This is a genomic window from Paraniabella hibiscisoli, from assembly GCF_022512515.1.
GTDB classification, from domain to species: Bacteria; Bacteroidota; Bacteroidia; order Chitinophagales; family Chitinophagaceae; genus Niabella; species Niabella hibiscisoli.
In genome coordinates this window covers 243,597-268,394 of record NZ_JAKWBK010000002.1, presented here as the reverse complement: position 1 = coordinate 268,394, position 24,798 = coordinate 243,597, and the positions used below count along the sequence as shown (strand labels likewise).

The window sequence follows — 24,798 nt, the reverse complement described above, 5'->3', positions numbered from 1 at the left end:
TGCGACTATATAATGAATAACGCTGACTAAAATAAAAAGTTGTTGTTGCTGTTTTCTTTAACGAGCTTTTAACCTTTGGTTGTTCAAAAGGGGAATAGCAGTGATAGAGGAATACAGTAGTCTTACTTCGTAAAAAAACAAACTACACACAATGCATAGTGTTCAAGAGACTAAACCATACATTCTTCCTGCTTCTTTTTGAGGATATTTATTTTTCTGGCTGGCTTTCTTTTCTTCTTCTTTTTACCCCACCAGATATAAAACCCGGTTATGGGTAGCGAGGCAGCTATTAGACCGGTAAAAAAAACAAGTGTACGACCTGCTAGTCCTGCAATGCCGCCCGTATGTATATCATATGTCATCCGGTTGGCTTTTTCCCCGGCATTAGCATCCTTATACAATCCCCAGTTCGAAGCAGTAAAACGTTCCGCTGTGTATTGATTGAAATATAGATTATCTGCCGGTGCGAACCTGCCTTCTTTCAGGTACATAATCACCTGAACAGAGGCCGTGTCAGAATCTGGTAATCTTACCTGGTAGTGCTCAATACCTGGGTAGCTTTGTGTAGCGGTATAGAGTATCTGGTCTAATGCGGGTCGCGAGGTACTATCACCCTGGTTCTCTGAAATGAATTTTGGTGGAGTGGGGCGTTCTTTCCCTCCGCTGAATAACCAGTACTCCGCTTTCATTACGCTTTCAAAACTCCATGCCATACCTGTTGCGATAATAAATACGAGTACCCAGCTGGCATAAAACCCCAGTACTTTATGCAGGTCGTAATTGAGTCTTTTAGGAGAAGTACCTAATTTGATGGTATAACTGCTCTTTCGCGCATTTTTGTTCCGTGGCCACCAAAGAACAAGCCCGGAGATGACAATGACCGTAAAAATGATCATGCAGGTAGCCACCACCACATGCCCGATTTTTTGGGGCAGCCATAAATACATGTGTCCGCGCAATATAAAGCGGAAAAACTCTGTCTCCGTATTGCTGGTTTTTAAAACCTCGCCACTGTACGGATTCAGGTATACGGCCCAATAATAAGGCTGATCGCCCCGCTTAATAAAATGTACGGTTACTGCACGATCTTTTGCATAGTAAATGATCCTGGTGGGTTTTTTACCGGGCAATTGCTTTGCAGCGATCTCACTTAATTGAGAGATGGGCAGATAAGCACGGGATTCTTCCTTTACACTAAGGTAGGGTTGTATTAATTTGGATAACTCAGGCTGATAGGCATAAATAGCACCGGTTAAACCCATAACGAAAAACACCAGCCCGGATATCAACCCGAGCCAGAGATGAAACCATTGAATGATTTTCTTAAACTTTCCTTTAGAGTTTGAACGAGACACTAGCTATAAAATTGGATGGTTTTTGCGGCGTTCCGTTATTATTCCAGTAACGCTCATTAGTAAGATTATTGCCTTTTAGCGCAAACCGGTATCGTTGTACATCATAAAATACCGAGCCGCTGATTAAAGTATAACCGGGAACTTTAAAACTATTGGCAGCATCAAACCAGGAATCTCCCACATAATTAACACCAGCCCCAAAACCTAAACCTTTGGCTTTACTTTCCAGGATCGAATAGCTTACCCAAAGATTACCGATATTTTTAGGGCTAAAGATTACATTTTTACCCTGCTGCGCTGCCGGGGCATTTCGGTACCTGTTCTCGTTAAATCCATAACCCGCCACAATGTTCATACCCAGTATAGGATTGGCAATCACTTCGGCTTCAACACCCCGGCTACGCTGGGTGCCATCCTGGAAGTTGAATTCTCTGCCTTCAATTGTTTCTTTGCGGATCGAGTTGGTAACGCTGATGTCATACACGCTCACACTTCCTGCTAATCTGGTATTAAACAGGTCGAATTTAATGCCTCCCTCTAACTGGTTCCCGTACTGAGGTTTCAGCACCAGGATCGTATTGTCCGGCTGAGTCACCGGCGCGAGGTTTACAAACCCGTTCATATAATTACCAAATACCGATAGTTTGTTGGCAATAACCTGGTACACCAATCCAAACTTAGGCGACAAAGATGTTTGCTCATATGCTCCGGTATACAAACTGGTTAAAACATTAAATGTGCCTTTAGTGGAATAGCGGTCAACCCTCAGGCTTAGCATCGCCAGCAAATGATCCGTAATATTTACTACATCAGAAGCGTAAATGCTGGCGTTTTTTGCTACTGTTGAGGTAGTAGAGAATCCCTGCCTCGATGACATAGAGTCAACAGCCGGGCGGCTTATGCCGCGTGTTGCAGCCTGACGTAAATTAACTACATCAAAATTAACAGTGGCTCTATACAGGTCATTATAATTATGATTATAATCGATACCTGCTACCAGTCTGTTACGAATTGATCCGATCTTGAAATCACCTATAAAATTTTGCTGTACTTCTATATTTCCAAAAGTTTCAGGCGTTTGGTTTCTTACTACACGGGTAAAGGTCGAGTCCGTGGTCATATTCAAAGCAGTCCAGTAAAGGTTTTTATAATAGCCTACAGAGTACAGGTAATTGGTTTGCGACTTCCATTTATTGGAAATTTTATATTCCACCTGCGCCTGTATATTATTGATCCCGTTATTTACATCAATACTATTGTTGATATAGGATTTTTTATAATCCAGCGGCAGGTCGTTAAAATTCCGGGCAGTGATATTGGCCAGGTTGCCCAATCCAAAGGAAACAACAGTATAGTTGCCACGAGTCATTTCCATATCAAGAATCAGTTTCAAACGGTCATTAACCTGGTAAGAAAAAGTGGGTGCAATGGTAAAGTTTTTATTAAAACCCTGGTCCTGGAAACTGCCTTCTGATTGTGCCGCAGCATTAATACGAAATAAAGCTGTTTTTTCTTTATTGATAGGTGTATTAATATCAGCCGTTACGCGACCAAATTCAAAACTGCCACCTGCAACGCTGATCTCTCCTCCAAATTCCTCATAAGGGCGTTTGGTAACATAATTATAAACTCCGCCAAAAGTAACATTGCGATTGCTTCCAAATAAAGTGCCCGACGGACCTTTAATAGATTCAATTCTTTCCAGTATCGCCGGATTTAAAGGTACTATGGCGCTGGTGGCCATACCGTTTCTCATACCGATTGTAGTAGAAAACCCCCTCATACTCAACCCCATTGATCCTCCTGCAGAAAAATTGGGTACCGAGCCTGGAATATTCCTATACAGATCTGTACGTTCTATGATCAACTGATCCTGTATTAAAGCCCGACCCACAACGTTGTACACCTGAGGGTTTTCCAGGTTTTTCAGCGGCATACGTGCCACATATTCGCTCGACTTATATACAAATTTATTTTTAGAATTGGTTACAATCACTTCCTGAAGCTGACTATTGGAAATAGTGATCTTAAAATCGGCTACTACTGTCTGGTTCGCTGCAACTGTTATATTTTTTTCAGGGTTTCATATCCGACAAAAGAAGCTTCCAGTTCATAGTCTCCGGCAGGAACTTTTGTAAGCGTATAAAAGCCAGCCTCATCCGTAATCACATTACGGCTCGATCCTACAGCAGTAATCGTTACATAAGGCGCCGGCTGGTCGTCGCTTGTAGTTACCCTTCCTTTTATAGTTCCCGACTGTGCTAAAGCGGCGCTACCCAATAACATTAAAACAAAAAGCATAATCCATTGACACCCCAACCCAGATAGTTTCATCAAAATGATTTAAAGATTCGTGAAAAATTTTCCGAAGGTATTAAGCGCTGGAAATAATCATTTACGAAATGCGGAAAATCTGAAACTGAGTTTTGAAGGAATAGAAGTATAGCCCCGGTTTAACAAAAAAAGCATTGCCTTTTCAGACAATGCTTCAATACTTTACGGAAGTGGAATTACTCGCTTTGCGCAGTCACCACCTTACTATAGCTTTTCGTACCATCTTTATCTACCTGTGCCACACGGATGTAGATTTTGTTGTCGCTATTCACCAGGTCCTTGCTTTGCTTATTGCAGGCTGAGAATATAACTATGGCAGCCAAAGCTATCATTATAACAGAAACAAGGTTTTTGCGTCTCGACCTTAACTTAAACCCGGCCAACGCTGCTAAAAATATGCCGGCAGCAAGGAGACCGCCCGGTACAGCCCTGGTAAAATTGTAGCTGATGGTTGTAGAAGAATTACCTCCGACCGCTTTGCTGCTTGTTTTCCCAATAACAGTAAATGATTGACCATTAGGAGAAGCTTCTATTTCAAAATGATCGTTAGAAGATTCCGTCAGCGTGCTCCAATCAACAAGCAATTCTCCATTCCTCAATACAGCTGCAAGATTGCCAAAGGTTACGGGCAGTACCGCTGATGTGGTGAAGCTTAGAAAATCAGGAGAGGACGCAGGTGTACGTGCGTTTGTACTTAGGCTACCAGCGATGATTCCTTGTGCATCTGCAAGTGCTGTTCGGTTAAACGTCAGGTAATAAGTGGTAGTACTTAATAAGGTAGATAGTGGGTTTATCACAATGGTTGTTGTGCCAGACCCTGAGACGGCAGCTCCATTAGCTGCTATAGTTTCAAGGATAGAATTGTCCGAAATCCGCCTGATCTGAAAGGACCCGGTGCCTGCATAAACTGGCTTCGAAAATACCAATGCAATGTTGGTGCTTCTGATTACATTGGTAGCATTGCGTACCGGTGTACTGGAGATAAGCCGCGGAGGAGTGCCGCTGTTTACCGAGTAAAAGTCAGCAGAAGTGCCTGTGTTACGCCCCCAGATATCCAGGTCGCCATCCCCATCGAAGTCTGCTACATTCATAGCAGTACCGGCAACGGTACCCGACGGAGTACCTCCAGAATAAGCTAGAAAAGGGTCTGAAGCGGGTGTTGAAAAGGAACCCAGATTATTTTGCAAGTAGGTTACAGGGCCGCCTGCAGAAGCAAAAAACAGGATATCAACCAGCCCGTCTCCATTAATGTCAGCAACTTCTACAGCGCCGTACCGGCCAAGCTGAACTCCTGGCCCGAGAGGACTGATCCTGAAACATAAGTGCCTGCATCATTGCGTAAATACACATCATTTCCTGCGCCAGATAAACGAACCCATACATCCAGATCGCCATCTCCGTCATAATCTGCTATGTCGCAGCTTTGATTGAACAGTGTTCCCGCAGGACTAGCGGCGGTGAATGCAGAAAAAGGATTTACTGCAGGAGTGCTGAAAGAAGCCCATCCGTTATTCTGTAGATAGGTAATGGCGCCAGCTGCCGCTGCGTTATAAATAATATCAGGGTATCCATCCTGATTAATATCCGCTACTTTTATGCTACCTGCACCCGCGCCAGTAAATTCCATTCCTGAGGGTAGTGATATCGATACAAAAATACTTCCGTCATTACGAAGGTAAAAGTCGTTCGATACTCCTGCTACCGGCATCCAGATGTCGTTGTCGCCATCACGGTCGAAATCTGCTATGATAGCGTTAGTTATTACTACTCCCGCGGGCGTGGCTCCTGAAAAAGCTCCAAATGGGTTACTGGCGGGTGTACTAAAAGATGCTCCTGCGTTGTTTTGTAGATAAGTAATACCTCCTCCGATTGAAGTGTTGTAAATGATATCGGAATAGCCGTCACCGTTTAGATCAGCTACCTGAACTGATCCAAGACCACCACCGGTAAATTCCAGACCTGGGGGCAATCCAGGACTGGAAAAAGTCACCTGGGCTTTTGATAGGATTGGAGCACCCATGATCAGTAGCCATAAAAGTATCAATGATTTTAGCATTTTAGATCCCCGCAGGATTGCGCACAGAAGAATAGGTAGTACAACGCGTTTTGTTGTTTGCATACATGTTTAGGTTTGAGGGTGACTGTCAGAACGCTATAAGCATTAGAAAGCCGGTTTAATAAAGGGCAAAATATTAGTTAAAAGGCTGATTTTAACTTGGGTTCGAAGATAAATATTGTAAGCGAAAAAGCCCGGACGACATGCTGAAAAATAAGAAAGAGGAGACAAAATCTCCTCTTTGTATATATAGATCACCTTTTAGTGGCTTACTTGTCGCCCCTGGTGTATTTTGCAACTAACTCTGTATCGCCTGCCTGGTTGGCGTTGATATGGCTGTAATATTTATTATCTTTTAAAACTATACGGTAATTGGTTCCGTTTTTATTGATTACTTCGGTTACTCCATGTATAGTTTTTCCTTTGTAGCTATTTTTTAAATTGTAAAGGACACTGGCAGGTAAATTATCTTCTTTATAGTAGCGGATTGTTTGCAATAAATTGCCTTTAGCATCGATGGTAGCGCGGGTTTTAACGCCATCGCTTTCAAAATAGGCTTCATAATGAGAACCTGCACTGCTCCATTTCACATTCTCCGCAGCCTTAAATGTTGTAGTAAAGGTTTCCTGTGCTTTTGAGTTAACAACAGGTTCAACTGTTGAAGCATTGGCACTAAAGCTTACAGTTAGAAGAACAACGGCAGATAAAATTAAATTTTTCATTGTATGTGTTTGTAGTATTATTTGTTGATTTGTTTCACAAACATACACTTGCCGGTAGCCTTCTGTCAATAGCAAAAGGATGAATAGCCCTTGTATTACCGGTGAGCAGCGGCTTTTGAAAGGTGAAAAGCAGATCTGCTACCTAACTCTATCCTTGATAGTAACAGGGATTTACAATTGTTACGCCGCAGAAGACGGCTATACCCATGCTGAGGAATATTTAAATGGGATAAATCTGAAGGAAAAAATCAGTTGCGCTATGCCGGTAAATAATATTGATTCCAGTAGTTGGTTTCTTTTGGTTCTATATAATGTAAAGCACCTTGCATAATGAGGCGCGGTATCAGATTATTTTAGCATTTATTAATCCGGCACATTATTGTGTCCATAAAAGTTATCTTCGTAACAGCCGGAAAAAGAATATGGTGTTTGAAGCCCGGCTATGAAAACCAGATCTCATCACTTTTATTTATATGCTATGAGCCGATTTAAAACTATTGCCAGATGGCTTACTGTCCTGCTTGTTATAGTAGTTGATCAAAAGGATGTTGCCGCTCAAAAAGATTCCATCACCAGGGTATTCATTATCCGTCACGCAGAAAAAGCTGATGAGGGGTCAAAAGATCCTTCTTTATCAGTTATTGGAAAAAGCAGGGCCGCGGCTTTGGCAAAAATATTGTCGAAAACCAAGATAGATGCTATATACAGCACACCTTACAAAAGAACCAGGGAGACGGTAGCTGCATTAAGCGCACAAAGTGGCATACCCATCACAGATTATAACCCGATGTATATGGACACGATCGCATCGCTGGTAAGCGGTAACAGAGGAAAAACCCTGGTATTTGTAGGACATTCCAATACGGTTCCGCTGATCTTAAACAGGCTTACTAAAACAAAAGAATATAAAGATCTTCCGGAAACTGAATTTGACAATATGTGGATTCTTTCTCTAAAAGGAACGGAACTGGTTGATTTGGTTCATTTAGCTTATTGACCTGGCTTTTCTTTCAGACCGTATTTGCTTGCCGGGTACAGGAATAAACAACCCAGAATAACACCCCCATTCCAAAATAGGCATCAACAATATCTTTGGTATTGATAAAGGGAAGGAATAACTCGTATATAAAATTAGCAAGCACTATGAGAACACCTGCGATCATTATCTTACCCAATTTCACACCCATGATCAGCCACATATAGCCAACGATTGAAAACAGCATGTAGGAAATAGAAAAGTTAGATACGTGTTGATAGAAATCAGGATAAACTGACAGCAATATTTCAGAACGTAGAGACATTTTGCTTCTGCCCATAAACAGCAGCAATACCAGACCCAGTAACAGCAGATAAACAACGGTCATTCCCGGTTTGGGGATATACTTCATGCTTTTCTATCATAAAGCGAAAATAGGAGAAACCATTTTATTATTTGAGAGCCTTTCAGATAGCCCAATAATACGCTTGATGTCGTAAAAACTATTTCGTCTTGGTTTGCGAGGTTTACATGTTTTATAAGCTTCAAATTTATCCGGTGATGTTTTTGGTTGCAGGTAATTTTAAATTTATAGAAGAGGAAAAAAGCGGACCTCAGGCTTCACCATTCCATTCATCATAAAAGCGTTTTAAGAATGACTCCAGGTAAACATGCCGCTCCAATGCAATCTGCCTGGCGGTCTCTGTATGCATGAGGTCTTTTAGCTTCAGGAGTTTATCATAAAAATGCTGAATGGTAGTCTGGTCTGGATGTTTAGGATTGTATATCTCTCGTTGCTTGCTGCCTCCAAAGGCAAAAACCCTGGCCAGTCCAATGGCACCGATGGCATCCAGGCGGTCTGCATCCTGTACAATTTTAGCTTCTATACTTTCAGCCGTTTTTCCTTTACTGAAGGAAACCTGCGAAACAATAGTGATTACATTGCTTATTATATCTACGGGAACGTTCAATTCCTTTAAAATGGCGGTAATTTGTTCTGCTGATTTGTCAACCCCATTGTTGAGTTTGTGATCTCCCACATCGTGTAACCAGGCGGCCAGCTCCGTTAAAAACAGGTCTGCATGTTCCCGGTTTGCGATCCTTACTGCTGTTTTCACTACTCTTTCCAGGTGGAAAAAATCGTGTCCCGTTCCTTCACCCGAAAATTCGCGGCAAACAAATGCTCTTACGGCTTCTAAAATCGATTGCTGATCCATAGCCGGTAAAGATAGGCCTACACATTATAGATTGCACAGCAACTGCTCAATTTTCTGGTTCTACCGATCTTTCATATATCCCTTTTCTTTTTCCTGTTGCAGCAGGGCTTTAAATGCTGCAACTTTTGCAGGCTGATCTTTAGCCAGGTTCCTGGTTTCTGCAAGATCTTTTTCAGGTGATATAATTGATCCTCCGGCGCATTACCCGATCGGGTTTTTGTTAATTCATAAAAAGCCGGTGATTGATTGGGTGCAATATATTTCCATTCACCGTCCGAAATAGCCAGAGATGTTGATGACTCAATAATATATTGCCGGCCTTTCTTATTATTGCCTAACAAGGTCATTAATTGATCCTGGCTGTCGGTGACCTGTTTAGGCAATGGCTTCTGGCCCACCAGTGCTGCAAAAGAGGCTAAAAGGTCTACCTGCGTAAATAGTGCATTGGATCGGCCGCTTTTAACATGTGAGGGCCAGCTTACTATAAACGGAACCCTGGTGCCCGCTTCAAAATTGCTGTACTTGCCACTCCGGGTATGCAATGATCCCCAGGGCTGATGCTTTCCCAATAATGCTTCAGCCTCATCCTGGTAGCCGTCGTCTACTACGGGCCCGTTATCGCTGCTGATAACGATGAGGGTATTGTCGAACAAGCCGGCATCTTTCAAAGCTTTTACAATTTCGCCAACGGTCCAGTCAAACTGAAGAATAGCATCGCCACGAAACCCCATGCCGCTTTTACCGGCAAATCTTGGATGCGGATACCGGGGCACATGAATGTCATTAGTGCCCACATACAGAAAGAATGGTTGCTGTGTATGTTTTTTAATAAAGCTGGTTGCCCGCGAAGCAATTGTATCTGCAATAAATTCATCCTGCCACAATGCCTTGCCGCCGCCTTTCATATACCCGATACGGGAGATACCGTTTACAATCGCCTGATTATGTCCATGATTAAGAGAGGGCTTTAGCTTCGTAAGCAATTCGGGATGGTCTTTACCCAGTGGCTCGCCGGGGAAGGGCGTTTTGTAGCTTACAGCAATAGGTGCAGAAGGGTCATAATTCGCCACTCTTTGATTTTCTACCCAAACACAGGGCACGCGATCGCCGGTCGCAGCCATCAAAAAGGAATAGTCAAATCCGATATCTGCAGGTCCCGGTGTAATAAACCCGTTCCAATCCTGGTCACCTTGCCTGTCTCCCAGGCCGAGATGCCATTTGCCAATAGCGCCGGTAGTATAGTTAGCTTGGCGGAACATGTCGGCCATGGTGAACTGTTCTGGTCTTATCACCATCCCCGCATCGCCCGTTGCTATTCCTGTTCCTTTTTTACGCCAGTTATATTCACCCGTAAAAAGCGAATAGCGGGAAGGAGTACAGGTGGAAGCCGTTGTATGTGCATCCGAAAAAGTAATCCTCTTTTGGCCACCTGGTCAACATGGGGTGTACGGATTGCTGTAGCTCCATAACAACTCAAATCGCCGTAACCAATATCATCGGCAATAATAAGGATAACATTTTGTGGTTTCGCCGGGTTTTGGCTATACGAATATTGAGAGATTACCAGGACCATCAACAGCGTAAGGACGCGCATGTTTAATTTACACATAGCAGGGCATTTTACAATTAAATAAGGTTGTATCGCTCCGAATCGTCGCCTGAGGCAGCTGTAAAAGCGAACAGAAAAAACAAATGTAATGGGAAACCCTTTGCTTTTTATGCTGCAAACAAGTGCAAACGATTGAATTTTGCTGTATTTGTAACTTTTTACTTCACTTAAACGATGTACATCAGGGAAAGTGCAATTACCATCAAATATTGATGAATGGTTGTATAAGGTGACAGAAATTTCACCAGATGGTGAAAGCCTTCCTGATATTATTTAATTTTGCGCGTTAAAAATTAACTGTATTGTCGAAAAAATATATCCTACCTGATGCTATATAAATACATTATTCTAAGTTTCGTGCTTTTTTAAGCGCTGGCCTGTCTGTTTTTGCCCAAAATGGTACTATTACCGGTACGGTTAAGGATACCAGCTCGGGTATTAACCTGCACAATGCAAGTGTGGTATTGCTGAATGGAAAAGATTCTTTTATCCTGAAAGATACCCGTGTGGAGAAGGATGGCAAATTTACCTTTAAAAACCTGTCGGATACGGCGCAATATGTTTTGTTCTTCACCTATCCGCGCTACGTGGACTACTCTCACAGGGTGGATATGAAAAAGAGTGCTAAAGGAGTGTTGACGATGGAGAATGTAAGCCTGATCCCTAAAGAAAAGCTGTTGGAACAGGTAATCGTTTCTTCGAAGGCGGCCGCCATCAAAATAAAAGGCGATACAACAGAATATCTGGCAGATAGCTTCAGGGTTCAGCCCAATGCATCAGTGGAAGATCTGCTGAGAGAACTGCCGGGTTTGCAGATTGATCAGTTTGGCAATATTACGGCGCAGGGACAAAAAGTAAAAAAGTGCTGGTAGATGGCGAGGAGTTTTTTAGTGATGATCCCACATTGGTAACCAGGAACCTGCGCGCTGATATGATCGATAAGGTACAGGTGTTTGATAAGAAATCGGATGCTGCGGCTTTTACGGGTATAGAGGATGGTGTTAGAGATAAAACCATCAATCTTAAAATTAAGGAAGATAAAAATCACGGCCTTTTTGGCAAAGCAGAAGCTGGTGCGGGTACCAATGGCCGCTACAATGCCCAGGGAGTGGCCAATCTTTTCAAGGGTAAAAGGCGTATGTCAGCTTACGGAACGGTGAGCAATATCGGCAGAACTGGGCTAGGTTCTGCAGATAAGGAAAAGATCGGGGATGATGACCAGGGAGGTGAAAATTATTCGGGAAAGGGCTTACCTAAAGCGATATCGGGAGGTATACACTATGATAAAAAATGGAATACCGATAAAGAATCCATCAACGGTAATTACAAATTGAATCTCCTGGATGTAGAAGGAGAGGAAGTAACTAATTCGCAGAATAATCTTCCTACGGATTAATCCTGAGCAATGCTAACAGCAACTTCAATAATTCGAGTGTTAGTCATAAAGCCAATGCTAAGTACATTCTAAAATCAGATACAACTTCCACTTTTACTGTTTTTGCGGATGGTAATGTAAGCAACAGTAAAAATTCCAGTAAAAGCCGTACCAATAATCTCAGGGGAGATAGCACCCGTTTGTATGATAATACCGCTCCGGTTTTAGCGACTATGATATCAATACATTTAATGTGAACCTGTCCTGGGAGAAAAAGCTGAAAAAATACGGAAGGACCATTTCTATTTATTCAAGAAATAATTTCTCTAATGATGCTTCAAAAGGGAGAGTCGTTCCAATAGTAATTTCTTCGACATCAATAATAATCCCGATAGTTCTGCCCTGCTGCATTTGAGAAGACGTATGAACGATGACTGGCGTACATTAAGTATGAATGTGAATTACACCGAACCGCTGACCTCTAAATTATCACTGATCCTGAACTATACATTAAATAATGATAAGAACCAGGACGATAAACGATCTTTTAATCTGGCAGATAATCCGTTGGGCAATGTAATTGATACGGCATTCAGTACTAAAATGAGTGCAAGCGTATGGGGTAACCAGGCTGGCGCAGCATTGAACTATGCGTTAAAGAAGATGACAGTTAAAATAGGTAATAACATAAAGCTGGTGAACATGGACATAGGGGATGATTATACCCTGCAACAGTTAAACCGTTCCTTCACCAATTGGTACCCAAGCGCGAGCTTTAATTACAAGTTCAGTAATTACAAAGCCATTAATATAAGCTATAACGGCTCTTCTGTAAATCCCACACGCAACCAGCTGATGCCATTCAGATATAATAATTCGCAGTTAGTTACTTATGTAACCAATACAGACCTGGACAATAGCTTCAATAACAGTGTCAACGGTTATTTTTACGCCAGCAAAATTGTAACGAATGTGTATTATGGAGCCAACTTCAATTACACACTTACCTCTAACCCTATTACACAATCTATTTTGGTGAGTCCTTCCGGCGCTTATACCTACCGGTTTGTAAATATGGATGGTTATAACAACAATAGTTATTACTTAAACACCTACTATTCCAAGAAAATTAAAGGCGTGGATATACAAACAGGTGTGGGGCTTAATTTTAGCGGCGGAACTTCTTACAGTCCTATTAACAACGAGATCAATAAACTTAATTACAATACTTCTGCTTTTGCAGTCGAAATGCATAAGACAAAATTCAAAAGCTACACGGTGTACCTGCTCGGCCAGGTTGGGTATACGGTAAACAAATCATCTTTACAGCCCGATATAAAGAATAATTATCTTTTTACTACAGTTAACCCATCGGTGGACGTGTATTTCCTGAAGAAGTTTCAATTGCATACTGATGCCGTTTATCTCTGGCAGGAAAAAACACAGGCATTTGCCAACGACTTTAACCGTACAATATGGAATGCGTGGATCGGCAGGAATTTCTTAAAGAACGACCAGCTTACCGTGAAGCTGTCCTGCAATGATATTCTGAACCAGAACAATGGTTACGAGAGAACGGCTACAAATACCTTCTTCTCCGAAAACCGTTACACCACTATACGCCGCTTCTTTATGATTGGAGCTACCTGGAGCTTTACAAAGTTTAATAACCTTAAACAATAATTATTGCCGGATTTTCATTAAAAGGTTCATTATTAAATTCAAATGTCATGAAAAAAATTGCTTTTTATATTCTTCTTTCATTTTCTTCACTCCTGGTACATGCACAGTACGCTGCATTTATCAATAGCGGTAAGATACGGTATGAGCGTAGTGTAAATACTTTTGCTGCTATGAATATTTTCCTCGGCGAGACCAAACAGGTACCGGCAGACCAGATACCTACTTTTATGCAGCAATACCGAAGTACAGCGCCACAGTTCTGGAAGGATAGCTTTGATCTATTTTTCGATAAGGGACATAGTTTATACCAACCGGTAAACCCGGATATAGACTTTTCGAAAACTTTTGCAATTCCTGTAGCCTATAAAAACCAGGTGTATAGCAATTTCGAATCTGCAGAAGTAACAACAGTAAAACAGGCTTTTGAAAAATCATTTTTTGTAAAAGATTCTTTGAAAAATATCAAATGGAAGTTAGTGGATGAGACCAGGGAAATTGCGGGATATCAATGTCACAGGGCCAATGCGTTATTTTTCGACTCCATTTATGTGGTGGCTTTTTATACGGATGAAATAATAACCAGGGGTGGACCTGAGTCTTTTAATGGCCTGCCGGGTATGATCTTAGGTCTGGCGATCCCACATCAGCATATCACTATTTTTGCTACCAGCATTACGGGATTCGATACTGCACCAGACAAATGGAAATTGCCGGTTCAGGGTAAGAATATTCTTACCAACAATAAAGAATTTAATGTGGTTACTTCCAAAATGCTTAAAGATTTTAACCTCACTTCTGCCTGGGTACAATTCTTTATGGATCTGTAGCTCTACTTACGGTTGAATTGCTGTATCGATTTTTCTATTTTTTGGAAAATATTCAAAATAGGCAAGAATTTCAACTACTAGACAACTATTTTGTCTGTATAAATGGTTTTCATTGCATATTTTTTAATAGGATCATTTTTTCATTTAATAGTCTTTAAGCCGGTTCGCAACCCTATGTCTGGCAAGCGTATACATTTGTAGCTTTCATTAAATTTATTTTGAAAGCTATATGAAGCATGTTAACACGCCGATAAACCTAACTAATGCTGAACTAAAAAAATGGGTTAGTAAAATGGCCGAACTCTGTAAACCGTCGCAGGTTTACTGGTGTAATGGGTCAGACGAAGAGTATGATCGCTTATGTAATGAAATGGTAGAAAGCGGTACTTTTGTCCGCTTAAATCCTGAAAAGAGACCCAATTCGTTCCTGGCCCGCTCTCACCCATCTGATGTTGCAAGGGTAGAAGACCGCACTTATATATGTTCTCTCGCACCAGGCGATGCCGGACCCACTAACAACTGGATGGCGCCACGCGAAATGAAAGCCATATTGGAACCAAAGCTCGATGGCAGTATGCGCGGACGTACTATGTATATCATTCCTTTTTGCATGGGACCAATAGGCTCTCCGATATCCCAGTTTGGAGTACAGATCACCGATTCTCCTTATGTCGTGGTAAATATGAACCTCATGACCAGGATGGGTACCCGGGCTTTGGAGGCCATGGGCAACCGGGAATTTGTGTATTGTTTGCATTCGGTAGGTATGCCACTGGCCGAAGGTCAACCTGATGTTCCCTGGCCCTGCTCTCCTGATCCGAAAGATAAATATATTGTTCACTTTCCGGAAGAAAGGCTAATCTGGAGCTATGGATCAGGCTATGGTGGTAATGCTTTGCTGGGCAAGAAATGCCTGGCCTTACGCATAGCATCTACGCTGGCCCGCGAACAGAACTGGCTGGCAGAACACATGCTGATTGTGGGTGTAGAGTCTCCTGACGGGAAGAAGGATTACGTTTGCGCTGCATTTCCCTCTGCCTGTGGCAAAACAAATTTTGCTATGATGATCCCGCCGGCTGCTTTTACTGAAGAAGGCTGGAAAGTGACCACTGTTGGTGATGATATTGCCTGGATCAAACCAGATGAGCAGGGGAGATTACATGCCATTAACCCGGAAGCAGGATTTTTTGGTGTTGCGCCGGGCACTAATTTTAAAACCAATCCCAATGCAATGGAGACCATCAGCGCTAATACCATTTTTACGAATGTGGCGCTTACCGATGATGGCGATGTATGGTGGGAGGAATGGATGGCGCCCCTCCGCCGCATGCAATTGATTGGCAAGGCAACGACTGGACACCTGCCAGCGAAACCAAGGCTGCACATCCCAATGCAAGGTTTACGGCCCCTGCGGCTCAATGTCCTTCTATTGACGAAAAATTTGATGACCCGAAAGGTGTTCCTGTTTCAGCCTTTATATTTGGTGGTCGCCGAAATGCCGTTGTTCCATTAATCATGCAGTCTTTTAACTGGTCTTTTGGTGTTTATATGGCTGCCACCATGGGATCGGAAATGACCGCCGCCGCTTTCGGAAATATCGGCGAGGTACGCAGGGATCCCTTTGCCATGTTGCCCTTCTCCGGTTATCACATGGGCGATTATTTCGGGCACTGGCTGAATTTTGGAAGGCAGATTCCGGAACCTCCACGCATCTTTTCTGTGAATTGGTTTAGAAAAGGAGAGGACGGCTCTTTCTTGTGGCCAGGCTTTGGAGAAAATATGCGGGTGCTGAAATGGGTAGTGGAAAGAGCGCGGGGTAAGTCAAAGGGCGTAGAAATGCCATTGGGATGGATGCCTAAGTATGAACATATCGACTGGCGGGGCATGGAGGATTTCACCGAAAATGACTTTGACAATGTGATGAGCATCAACAGGGATCTCTGGATTAAGGAGATTGCTTCGCAAGACGAGCTATTCTTTAAATTATATGACCGGTTACCTAAGGAAATGACTTTTATAAGGGAACTTTTATTGTCTAATCTCTGGAGATCGAATAAAAAGCAAAGGAAAACAGCGCAATCATAATAATACTGAACAGCATTAAAAAAGGAGCCCATGGTTTAAACCATGGGCTCCTTTTTATCTTTTAAATTCAGTTCGATTAAACTCTTTCAAAAAAGTTGAAAAAGAAATCTCCTTCAATTTTAGCGTTTTCATCGCTGTCACTTCCGTGAATAGCGTTTGCTTCGATGGACTCAGCAAATGTTTTACGGATAGTTCCTTCCGCTGCATTCGCAGGATTAGTTGCTCCGATCAGGTCACGGAAAGCAGCTACGGCATTGTCTTTCTCTAAAATTGCAGCAATAATCGGCCCGCGGCTCATAAATGCTACTAATTCACCGAAGAAAGGCCTTTCTTTATGTATAGCATAAAACTCACCGGCTTTCTCAGCAGAAAGTTGGGTTAGTTTCAGCGCCACCAGTTTAAATCCTTCTTTAGTGATGCGATCTAAAATAGCTCCTGCATGGCCATTTTCCATAGCATCAGGTTTGATCATCGTAAATGTACGGTTACTCATATATTCATTTTTGGGTCGCAAAGGTAAAGAAACTTAATATTTCTTCATGACCTTAATTTGCCTATTTTTGCGGCACTTTTGTATGAAGCCTATACATGACATATTCCCGTTGATAAAGCAACCTGCCAGGGTTGTCATTACTATGCATCAAAAACCCGATGGCGATGCCATGGGTTCTGCATTGGGTTTATGCGGCTTTTTGAAGAGACTGGGTCACGAAGTTGCGGTTATTTCCCCACCAACTGGGCGAGCTGGCTGAACTGGATGCCCGGCTGTGACGGAGTTTTGAATTATGAAAAGCATCATGATCGTTCTGCTGAACTTTTGAATAAGGCAGACTATCTCTTTTGCCTGGATTTCAATGTATTTCATCGTACCAAGAATTTTGCTCCGTTATTGGCCAGCGCTACTTGTGTAAAAGTGTTGATTGATCATCATGAGCAGCCGGACACTGCCAGTTTTAATTACGGTATCAGCGATATTACCAAAAGCTCTACCTGCGAAATGGTATTCGATTTTATTGAAGCCAGTGGCAATGATAAGCTGATTGATGCGAATATTGCCAAATGCCTGTATGCCGGAGTAGTTACAGATACAGGATCTTTCAGGTTCTCTTCAACGCACGCATCCGTACACCGCATGGTGGCCAGGTTAATGGAGACCGATTTTGACCATTCACTGGTGCATAGCAGCCTTTTCGATAATTTTTTAGAGAATCGCCTGAGGTTTATAGGTCATGTACTGAGCAACAGGATGGAATTCCTGTACGAATATAATACAGCGCTGATTGCCATCAGCAAACAGGATCTGTTGAAATATGAAATCAAGACAGGAGATACAGAAGGCCTCGTCAATTACCCGCTTTCGGTTAAAGGAATTGAATTAGTAGGATTCGTAATAGACCGGGATGAGGAGCGCAAGTGGAGTTTTAGAAGTAAACGCCATTTCGATTGCAATACATTTGCGCGTAAATATTTTAACGGAGGCGGCCATTACAATGCGTCTGGCGGAAACAGTAAAGACGGTTTAGCACAAACAGTCGAATACTTCAAACAGGTGATTCGGGAAAACGAACAGCTGCTTGCCGACGTAAAGAAATCGTAAATTATAATTAACAATAACAACAAATGAAACGTTCACAAATTTTAGGAGCATTGGCTTTTGCAACAATAGGGTTTGCTGCCTGTAATAATGCTGACTACCAAACCAGCGCTAGCGGTGTAAAGTATAAAATCATCGACGGAGGAAGCAAAGACAGCTCTAAAGTAGGAGATGTTTTAAAAATGCATGTCATCCAAAAAATTGAAGGTGCTAAAGACACTGTGTTGACAGATACTTATGGAAAGTTACCTGCGTTTGTTAAAATCCAGGATGCTGCCATGCCTAATGCATATGGTCCTGACGAGTTTTTCAAAAAACTGAAAAAAGGTGATAGCCTTGTTACCGTTTTATATGTAGATTCTTTAATTAAAAAGGATTAGCACAGGAAGCTCAGTTACCTCCATTCATGAAAAAAGGTGATAAAATTCTTTTGACTTTTAAAGTATTGGAAGTATTTAAAAATGACAGTTTAGCCCAGGCCGACTATCAGAAAGAAATGGAAAAAGACGCTCCCCGCCAGAAAAAGAGCAGGAAGAGATGATGAAAAAAATGATGAAAGAGCAGGAAGAAAAACAAAAAGCTGACGAAATTGCTTTAGAGAAATCTGGTGAAAAAGCAAAACAAGTGAAAGCTGTACAGGACTTCCTGGCTGCTAAAAAATGGACTGCTTCTCAAACTCCGGTTGGAACTTTTGTTAAGATTGACCAGGCAGGTGCTGGTGCACAGGTTGCTGACGGTAAATTTGTTACTGTTAAATATAATGGTAAAAAAGTAAGCAACGACAGTACGTTTGATGCGAACCAATTCACCGTGCAATTAGGTGTACAGCCTTTCATCAAAGGTTTTGAAGATGGTTTAAGACAGTTTAAACAAGGTGGTAAAGGAACCATCGTAATTCCTGGTTACCTGGCTTATGGTAAAGAAGGTAATGGCGGTGTTTTCAAACCATACGAACCATTGTACTTTGATGTTGAGATTGTAGAAGTAAGCGACAAAGAACCAGCTGCTCCGCAGATGCCAACTCCACAGGCACATGGTCCTAACGACGGACATAATCATTAATTCTTTAGAAAAGGAATAAACTTTAAAGCCATCGCAAAAGCGGTGGCTTTTTTAATGCCTTAAATACAGGATGCAGCATGACAGTTCCGATGACTACATCTGCTATTTTTAAAGGATAAAGTCGATTGCATTCCGGCAATGCAAAGCATGCCGTTCCGGATCATGTGTAAAACTATTTTGGTGAAACATATAGCGTTAATATTTTTATTGTGCAGTATTGGCTTTACAGCCCTGTCTCAACGATTAATGGAAAATCTGAACCGGGGTGTTATTGCCGTGCCTGATGGGAATGGAAAGGTTTTGGTTTCCTGGCGTTGGCTCGCATCAGATCCGGACGCTATCGGGTTTAATGTTTATAGAAAAACTTCAGGATCGCCGGTAAAGCTCAATCAACAGCCTCTTACAAAAGTTACATCCTTCCTGGATGACTGGAAGGATACTGTTTCAGAACGCACCTATATTGTTAGAACCGTACAACATAATACCGAATCAAAATCAGAAGAACACTTTGTTTTAAAAAATGCCACCCAACCATACCTTTCTATTCCGCTTCAGATCCCACCCGGGTATGCAGCAAATGACGGCTCTGTAGGAGACCTGGATGGGGATGGCGAGTATGAGATCATTGTTCATATTGCCGGTAAGGGTAATGACAATAGCCATGCAGGATTTACAGATGAACCATTGATACAGGCTTATAAACTAAATGGTCAGTTGTTATGGACCATTAACCTGGGGAAAAATATTAGAGAAGGCGCCCACTATACACAGTTTATGGTGTACGACCTGGATGGAGACGGGAAAGCGGAAATAGCCATGAAAACAGCAGACGGCTCTAAAGATGCTAAGGGCAGGGTTATAGGAGATGCCACTAAAGACTGGCGAAATGACAAAGGCTATATATTGGCGGGACCTGAATACCTCTCTGTATTTAATGGTTTGACGGGTGAATTGATACACACCACAGATTTCATTCCTCCACGTGCATCCACATTGAATCCAACTACAGCAGACTTAAAAGCCATCTGGGGAGATGGTTATGGAAACCGTATGGATCGTTTTCTTGCAGCCATTGCCTACCTGGATGGAAAGCATCCCAGTCTTATTATGTCGAGAGGCTATTATACCCGATCTGTTATCACTGCCTGGGATCTTAAAAAAGGTAAGCTTGAAAAAAATGGACCTTCGACAGCGATGCACCGGGCAATAAAAAGTATGCCGGACAAGGAAATCACAATCTTACTGTTGCAGATGTAGATGGAGACGGTAAAGACGAGATTGTTTTTGGTGCTATGTGTCTCGATGATAATGGTAAGGGTCTATATTCAACAGGATTGGGACATGGAGATGCATTGCATGTATCAGACCTTGATCCGTCCATTCCGGGTCTCGAAGTATTCGGTATACAGGAGCGTTTTGACGATGCGGGAGCTAGTTTCAGATCAGCGGCAACCGGTGAAATATATTGGAAGAAAGCTTCGGTGAAAGCAGGCGAAGACGGGGAGGGTCCCGGACGGGGACTGGCGCTGGACATAGACCCCAGATACCCTGGTTTTGAATGTTGGGTGGCCGGAGCAGGTATAAGAGGTATGTTTGACTGTAAAGGCAACAAAATAGCAGATCGAATACCTTCCTGTAATATGGGTATTTACTGGGATGGCGACGTATTAAGCGAATTGTTGAATGGCACCACTATCGATAAATGGGATTACCCAAATGCTAAAACCACCAGGATACTGAATACCGCTGACTTTCAGTGCAGGAGCAACAACGGCACAAAATCTAACCCTGTTTTATCGGCAGATATTTTGGGCGATTGGAGAGAGGAAGTGATTTATCGCACTGCGGATAACAAAGAGCTTCGTATTTTTTCAACCCCTATACCTACAGAACACCGGTTTTATACATTGATGCACAATCCGCAATATCGATTAAGTATAGCTTGGCAGAATGTAGGTTATAACCAGCCTCCACACTTGGGCTTTTTTATGGGAGCAGGAATGAGCCAGCCTCCAAAACCGGAGATTGTTTTTCCGAAAAAATGAAATAGATTATTTTTATAACGAGTACACATTTCAAAGCTAATCTCTATGAAAAAATAGCAGCTCGCCTCTTTGCTTTCTATTTAGGTTGTCAGTTACCGGCACAGCTCCTCGCTCAGGAATCGGTTTTTAAATCAGATATCGGTGAAGCTATTATGCAGGTTTTAGAAACCAAACATCAACTAGAGAACAAGGTTTATATAAAAGTAAGTGAGGAAGTAAGAAAGAAACAATATCTAATGGCTGTCAGCAAGATAAAATCGACTCCTGAATATCTTTCATATATTGATAAAAATATTGCTGAACAGGAGAAGGAATTGTCTGGAAAATGGATGGACTATAAATATGTTTCACCCCTGAGTTCGATACGCCTCAGGAGCAACATGATCAACTATTGGGAGTATCTTAAAATTATCCGGTATTCTATTTTTGAAGTAAAAGCTGATACATTATTATCACTCGAAAAAGTTCCTTTTATGAGAAAAGCCTATTTGAAAGAAGTTGCCCTTGAGCAGAAGCGCTCCTCAGAAACGGTGGAATACCTGAGAAAGCGTTCCATTCTTAAACCATAATTGGATCAGATAAGTTTTGGTAATGACGCTATTGGTTGCTCGCAGTAAGTTAATTTGATATTACAAATGTTGTGACAGCGCTGTTACTTTTTCTTGGTCGACCGATCCAAAAGTTTAAAACACATTGTCTACTTCCGGCCGGCTATACTGTTCCTGTGCATCGCTTATCTTAGGTAAACCAAAATAAAAATATAAGCGCCGTTTAACAGGTTTATCAAAAACCGTGTTTTCACTTTGAGGCCCAAGGGCTTTTGTATTAGGACTGATATTTAAAGCCAGCTTGGTACCCATAGCCGGAATAGCATCCAAGAAAGATATATCACCTGCAGGCAAAGAAGGGGAAAGGCTTTGCACCACTTAAGCCATAAAAGTTGAAAAGCCGTACCGATAAATTTTCTTCCTCGCTGGCTACATAAAACCGGCCTTCTACGGTATTAAACTCCATCCAGGTAATATCGCTGTAATAGCCTTTAAACTCGGGGTATACTACAGGCGAATACCCTGTGTGCGTATTATTGAAAAAATTCTGCCATACATTAACAGGCGTTCCATGGGTTCTGTTTTTCCATTGCCGGTACGGGCCCTTGCCCAGCCATTTTGCAGACAATACAAAATTCTCAGGATAACTAAAACTAATACCGGCAAAAGGGTATGCTCCCTCTATATGATATTCATAGTCCAGCGCCACCCAGCCATTTGCCTGCATCGTCCATTTAATGGAGCGCATTTCTCCTTCACAGGTGAAGGTTGCGGAGGACTCTTTATCCGTGTTCCTGATAACAGCGGAGGTGACCCTGCTATTGCCATTCAACAAAACAGGCCCGTTCTTAAATGAAAGGTTGTCCATACCTGCTTTTGGATTTTTTATACCCTCCAGTAATCCGGTTTTCTTGTTAATGATTATTTCAAGTCCGTTGTTAGATAAACTAATGAGAGAATCTGCTTCAACGGCACTCGTTGACTGTGGTGCAAAATTCCAGATACCCGATAGTAGTTCGCGGTTGGATTTTAAATTCCAACTCCATTGATATAATTCTTTGCCAAACGGGTCTTTTACTTTTAGCAGCAAAGCATCATAGTTGCGAAAATTGACCGGTAAATCTAATAGGAGATTTCCTTTATTATGAGGCCGGATAGATGGGGCTTTAGCAAGACCTGTTTTTTCTATCGTATACCCGGTGAACACCATGTCAAATGTATTGCGGAAATTCACCAGTGCCCATTCGTAAGTGCAGTCGTTAAGATTGGTAAAGTGATAACGATTCTCCAGCTCAATAGAGCCTTTGAAATTTGCAGGAATATCTTTCATCGATACCCGTACCGGGCTGAATATCTCCCGCAATGCATAAAAGCTGCCTTCTTTTTCACGATGTGGTCCCAGTATGCCATCATTCGCATTCAAACCATTGGCATCAATGATATTACGCATATCTGTACGAACAATACCTTCATCTACAAAAGCCCAGATAAAGCCACCACCGCTTCTTTTAGCGTTCCAGTGCAGCTCCCAGAAATCATACATAGCTGATCCGGCGCCTCCATCGTCCTGCGCATGCAAAAACTCCGTCGGCATATAAATAAGGCTATCGTTCAGGATGCTTTGCGTGCTATAGTAATCTTCATAATGATTGCAGTCGATGCCATTGAAATCATTACCCGGCCGGTGATGCGGGTGAATAACGGGTCGCGCTGAAAAATCCCAACGGGTAAAGACGGCATCCAGGGCTTTATTGGTGCCACCTTCATTTCCATTAGCCCAGAAAATAATAGACGGGTGATTCAGATCCCTGGTGATCATCTCCTTGATTAAGGGAGTACCGGCTTCTGTGTTATAAGCTTTTTGCCATCCGGCTAATTCGTTGATTACGTAAAGGCCCAGTGAGTCACAAAGTTCCAGGAACTTTTTATCGGGCGGATAGTGTGAGCACCTTACCGCATTCATGTTCATTTCTTTGATCAGCTGAACATCTAATAGCTGCAGGCTATCATTTAATGTACGTCCCGTTTCGGGCCAAAAGCAATGACGGTTAACCCCTTTCATTTTCACCTGCACATTGTTCACGTAAATACCATCGCCCTTTCTCACTTCAATAGTCCTGAAACCAAATTTTTCCTTTAACTGGTAAACGATTTGATTGTTTTGTTTCAGGTAAATATGTGCAGTGTAGAGATTCGGGGTTTCACTGGTCCATAATTTTGGATTCTTTACAGCCGCCTGTAAAAGCACAGTAGAATCTCCTTTATTTGCCTGTGCTGTAATACGTGAAACCGTGATGCCTTTTGCATCCTTGATCTCAGTAATAATTGTTGCCGGTTGTTGCTGGTTTTGCAGGTAGGCCATCATTTTAAAACTACCATCCGCCTTCGCGTCAATACCTACATAGTCAATATGCGTTTTATTAACCGCTTCCAGGTACACGGGCCTGAAGATGCCGCCAAACACCCAATAGTCTGCAAGTCTTTCCGCGTTGTTGACAGATACGGTTGAAGACATTTTACTTACCTCTGCCTCCAGCAGGTTATTAGCCCCATAATTTAATTTGTCGGAGATATTGTAACGGAAACGGTAAAAAGCACCCTGGTGTTTTGTTCCGGCCGGCTTTCCGTTTATCTTCACTTCGGTGTCCGTCATGCTCCCCTCAAAAACAATAAATATCTCTTTTCCCTTCCACGAAGCCGGAACTTTAAATGAATGGCGGTACTTTCCCTTCTCATCAGCAAAACGAAAATTTTTTCCGTAGGTTTTATAATCACGTCCGTAATTATAAGTACCAAATCCTTGTTGTTCCCAGCAAGAGGGAACGGGTATAGTGGTCCAGTAACCGCTATTTCTACCTCCTGTACAATAAAAGTCCCAGGCCACTGTATTGTCGCTTCCGGTACCAGAGAGATAACGAACCTGTTTTTCCTGGGCGAAGCTTGCCCGGCAGATAAATAATGCTACAAAAAATATAAAAACCCAACGAATATTCCAATTCATCATAAGATAATAAAAGTGATAGTATAGCTTTGGCAAAGCAGTTTGCCTACCTAAAATTCAATATGCTACCAGCCCGTACTTCTTTAGTGAAGATTAGGTTTGGCGCTAACTACAGCGAACAATCGTTATTAATAAATAGCCGCTGTTGGCTAAAGTAGATAAGGTTAATAATTCTACCATCCTGATGTATCCTGAGCCGTCCTGCTTTGAAAATAAATTAGGCGCTTGATTTATTTGCAAAAAATATTATATAATAAAATTTGATTCAGAGGGAGTTTTTATTATTACGCTGCAAAATTTTATCATTAT

At 42.1% G+C, this 24,798-nt stretch carries 22 protein-coding genes and 3 pseudogenes; 13 read left to right on the top strand and 12 right to left on the bottom strand.

What is annotated here, in order from left to right; translation table 11 throughout:
* Positions 1 to 170: 170 nt before the first annotated feature.
* The 6 genes from MKP07_RS29920 to MKP07_RS29895 all read right to left on the bottom strand — a co-directional run bounded on the left by MKP07_RS29920 (position 171) and on the right by MKP07_RS29895 (position 6,467).
* The gene (locus tag MKP07_RS29920) at positions 171 to 1,355 is read right to left on the bottom strand and encodes a PepSY-associated TM helix domain-containing protein (RefSeq protein ID WP_240851652.1); all 1,185 of its coding nucleotides are present in this window, start codon (positions 1,353 to 1,355) and stop codon (positions 171 to 173) included.
* Positions 1,336 to 3,351 carry a TonB-dependent siderophore receptor gene (locus MKP07_RS29915; RefSeq protein ID WP_240851650.1) on the bottom strand — a complete coding sequence of 672 codons (2,016 nt, stop codon included), beginning with the start codon at positions 3,349 to 3,351 and terminating at the stop codon, positions 1,336 to 1,338. Before MKP07_RS29915 ends, MKP07_RS29920 begins: the two co-directional genes overlap by 20 nt.
* A 68-nt stretch (positions 3,352 to 3,419) precedes the next feature.
* Positions 3,420 to 3,689: a carboxypeptidase-like regulatory domain-containing protein gene (locus tag MKP07_RS29910; protein WP_240851648.1), complete on the bottom strand. Its 270-nt coding sequence runs from the start codon at positions 3,687 to 3,689 to the stop codon at positions 3,420 to 3,422.
* A gap of 176 nt (positions 3,690 to 3,865) precedes the next feature.
* Positions 3,866 to 4,939, bottom strand: coding sequence for an Ig-like domain-containing protein (locus tag MKP07_RS29905; protein WP_317236159.1), 1,074 nt, complete (start codon positions 4,937 to 4,939; stop codon positions 3,866 to 3,868).
* A gap of 11 nt (positions 4,940 to 4,950) precedes the next feature.
* Positions 4,951 to 5,808, bottom strand: a complete 858-nt coding sequence (locus tag MKP07_RS29900) for an FG-GAP repeat domain-containing protein (RefSeq protein WP_240851646.1) — start codon at positions 5,806 to 5,808, stop codon at positions 4,951 to 4,953.
* 206 nt (positions 5,809 to 6,014) lie between these two features.
* Positions 6,015 to 6,467, bottom strand: coding sequence for a hypothetical protein (locus MKP07_RS29895; protein ID WP_240851645.1), 453 nt, complete (start codon positions 6,465 to 6,467; stop codon positions 6,015 to 6,017).
* 442 nt (positions 6,468 to 6,909) lie between these two features.
* On the opposite strand from MKP07_RS29895, the gene MKP07_RS29890 reads away from it, so the two are divergent.
* Positions 6,910 to 7,464: a SixA phosphatase family protein gene (locus MKP07_RS29890; RefSeq protein ID WP_240851643.1), complete on the top strand. Its 555-nt coding sequence runs from the start codon at positions 6,910 to 6,912 to the stop codon at positions 7,462 to 7,464.
* 13 nt (positions 7,465 to 7,477) lie between these two features.
* Here MKP07_RS29890 and MKP07_RS29885 read toward each other — a convergent pair whose 3' ends face one another.
* The 3 genes and pseudogenes from MKP07_RS29885 to MKP07_RS29870 form a co-directional block, all read right to left on the bottom strand.
* Positions 7,478 to 7,855: a hypothetical protein gene (locus tag MKP07_RS29885; RefSeq protein WP_240851640.1), complete on the bottom strand. Its 378-nt coding sequence runs from the start codon at positions 7,853 to 7,855 to the stop codon at positions 7,478 to 7,480.
* A gap of 202 nt (positions 7,856 to 8,057) precedes the next feature.
* On the bottom strand, positions 8,058 to 8,660 hold the full coding sequence (locus tag MKP07_RS29880) for an HD domain-containing protein (RefSeq protein WP_240851639.1): 603 nt from the start codon (positions 8,658 to 8,660) through the stop codon (positions 8,058 to 8,060).
* A gap of 71 nt (positions 8,661 to 8,731) precedes the next feature.
* Positions 8,732 to 10,233 (bottom strand): annotated as a pseudogene (locus MKP07_RS29870) (sulfatase-like hydrolase/transferase).
* A gap of 494 nt (positions 10,234 to 10,727) precedes the next feature.
* Between MKP07_RS29870 and MKP07_RS29865 the strand changes: the two are divergent.
* The 5 genes and pseudogenes from MKP07_RS29865 (at position 10,728) to MKP07_RS43170 (ending at position 16,239) form a co-directional block, all read left to right on the top strand.
* Positions 10,728 to 11,141, top strand: a complete 414-nt coding sequence (locus MKP07_RS29865; protein WP_240851637.1) for a hypothetical protein — start codon at positions 10,728 to 10,730, stop codon at positions 11,139 to 11,141.
* The gene (locus MKP07_RS29860; RefSeq protein ID WP_240851635.1) at positions 11,132 to 11,665 is read left to right on the top strand and encodes a hypothetical protein; all 534 of its coding nucleotides are present in this window, start codon (positions 11,132 to 11,134) and stop codon (positions 11,663 to 11,665) included. Before MKP07_RS29865 ends, MKP07_RS29860 begins: the two co-directional genes overlap by 10 nt.
* A gap of 354 nt (positions 11,666 to 12,019) precedes the next feature.
* Positions 12,020 to 13,327, top strand: a complete 1,308-nt coding sequence (locus tag MKP07_RS29855; protein ID WP_317236158.1) for an outer membrane beta-barrel protein — start codon at positions 12,020 to 12,022, stop codon at positions 13,325 to 13,327.
* A gap of 47 nt (positions 13,328 to 13,374) precedes the next feature.
* Positions 13,375 to 14,154, top strand: coding sequence for a GLPGLI family protein (locus tag MKP07_RS29850; protein WP_240851633.1), 780 nt, complete (start codon positions 13,375 to 13,377; stop codon positions 14,152 to 14,154).
* A gap of 229 nt (positions 14,155 to 14,383) precedes the next feature.
* Positions 14,384 to 16,239, top strand: a pseudogene (locus tag MKP07_RS43170) (phosphoenolpyruvate carboxykinase (GTP)).
* A gap of 76 nt (positions 16,240 to 16,315) precedes the next feature.
* On the opposite strand, the gene MKP07_RS29835 reads toward MKP07_RS43170, so the two are convergent.
* Positions 16,316 to 16,732, bottom strand: coding sequence for a nucleoside-diphosphate kinase (locus MKP07_RS29835; RefSeq protein WP_240851629.1), 417 nt, complete (start codon positions 16,730 to 16,732; stop codon positions 16,316 to 16,318).
* Positions 16,733 to 16,778: 46 nt separating this feature from the next.
* Between MKP07_RS29835 and MKP07_RS43165 the strand changes: the two genes are divergently transcribed.
* The 7 genes and pseudogenes from MKP07_RS43165 to MKP07_RS29810 all read left to right on the top strand — a co-directional run bounded on the left by MKP07_RS43165 (position 16,779) and on the right by MKP07_RS29810 (position 21,509).
* The gene (locus MKP07_RS43165; RefSeq protein WP_394803723.1) at positions 16,779 to 16,991 is read left to right on the top strand and encodes a DHH family phosphoesterase; all 213 of its coding nucleotides are present in this window, start codon (positions 16,779 to 16,781) and stop codon (positions 16,989 to 16,991) included.
* Complete coding sequence (locus tag MKP07_RS29830) at positions 16,922 to 17,836, top strand: DHH family phosphoesterase (protein ID WP_240851627.1); 915 nt, start codon at positions 16,922 to 16,924, stop codon at positions 17,834 to 17,836. Before MKP07_RS43165 ends, MKP07_RS29830 begins: the two co-directional genes overlap by 70 nt.
* A gap of 23 nt (positions 17,837 to 17,859) precedes the next feature.
* On the top strand, positions 17,860 to 18,213 hold the full coding sequence (locus MKP07_RS29825; protein ID WP_240851625.1) for a hypothetical protein: 354 nt from the start codon (positions 17,860 to 17,862) through the stop codon (positions 18,211 to 18,213).
* A 26-nt stretch (positions 18,214 to 18,239) separates the two neighbouring features.
* The gene (locus MKP07_RS40025) at positions 18,240 to 18,374 is read left to right on the top strand and encodes a hypothetical protein (RefSeq protein ID WP_262920008.1); all 135 of its coding nucleotides are present in this window, start codon (positions 18,240 to 18,242) and stop codon (positions 18,372 to 18,374) included.
* On the top strand, positions 18,371 to 18,895 hold the full coding sequence (locus MKP07_RS29820; RefSeq protein WP_240851623.1) for an FKBP-type peptidyl-prolyl cis-trans isomerase: 525 nt from the start codon (positions 18,371 to 18,373) through the stop codon (positions 18,893 to 18,895). The genes MKP07_RS40025 and MKP07_RS29820 overlap by 4 nt, the downstream gene beginning before the upstream one ends.
* Positions 18,896 to 19,033: 138 nt before the next feature.
* A pseudogene (locus MKP07_RS43160) lies at positions 19,034 to 20,940 on the top strand (rhamnogalacturonan lyase).
* Positions 20,941 to 21,092: 152 nt separating this feature from the next.
* The gene (locus MKP07_RS29810; protein ID WP_240851620.1) at positions 21,093 to 21,509 is read left to right on the top strand and encodes a hypothetical protein; all 417 of its coding nucleotides are present in this window, start codon (positions 21,093 to 21,095) and stop codon (positions 21,507 to 21,509) included.
* Between the two features lie 114 nt (positions 21,510 to 21,623).
* On the opposite strand, the gene MKP07_RS29805 is transcribed toward MKP07_RS29810, so the two are convergent.
* Entirely contained in the window at positions 21,624 to 21,818 is a 195-nt protein-coding gene (locus MKP07_RS29805; RefSeq protein WP_240851619.1) for a hypothetical protein, read from the bottom strand.
* A 10-nt stretch (positions 21,819 to 21,828) separates the two neighbouring features.
* Positions 21,829 to 24,492, bottom strand: coding sequence for a glycoside hydrolase family 2 protein (locus MKP07_RS29800; protein WP_240851617.1), 2,664 nt, complete (start codon positions 24,490 to 24,492; stop codon positions 21,829 to 21,831).
* Between the last annotated feature and the right edge of the window lie 306 nt (positions 24,493 to 24,798).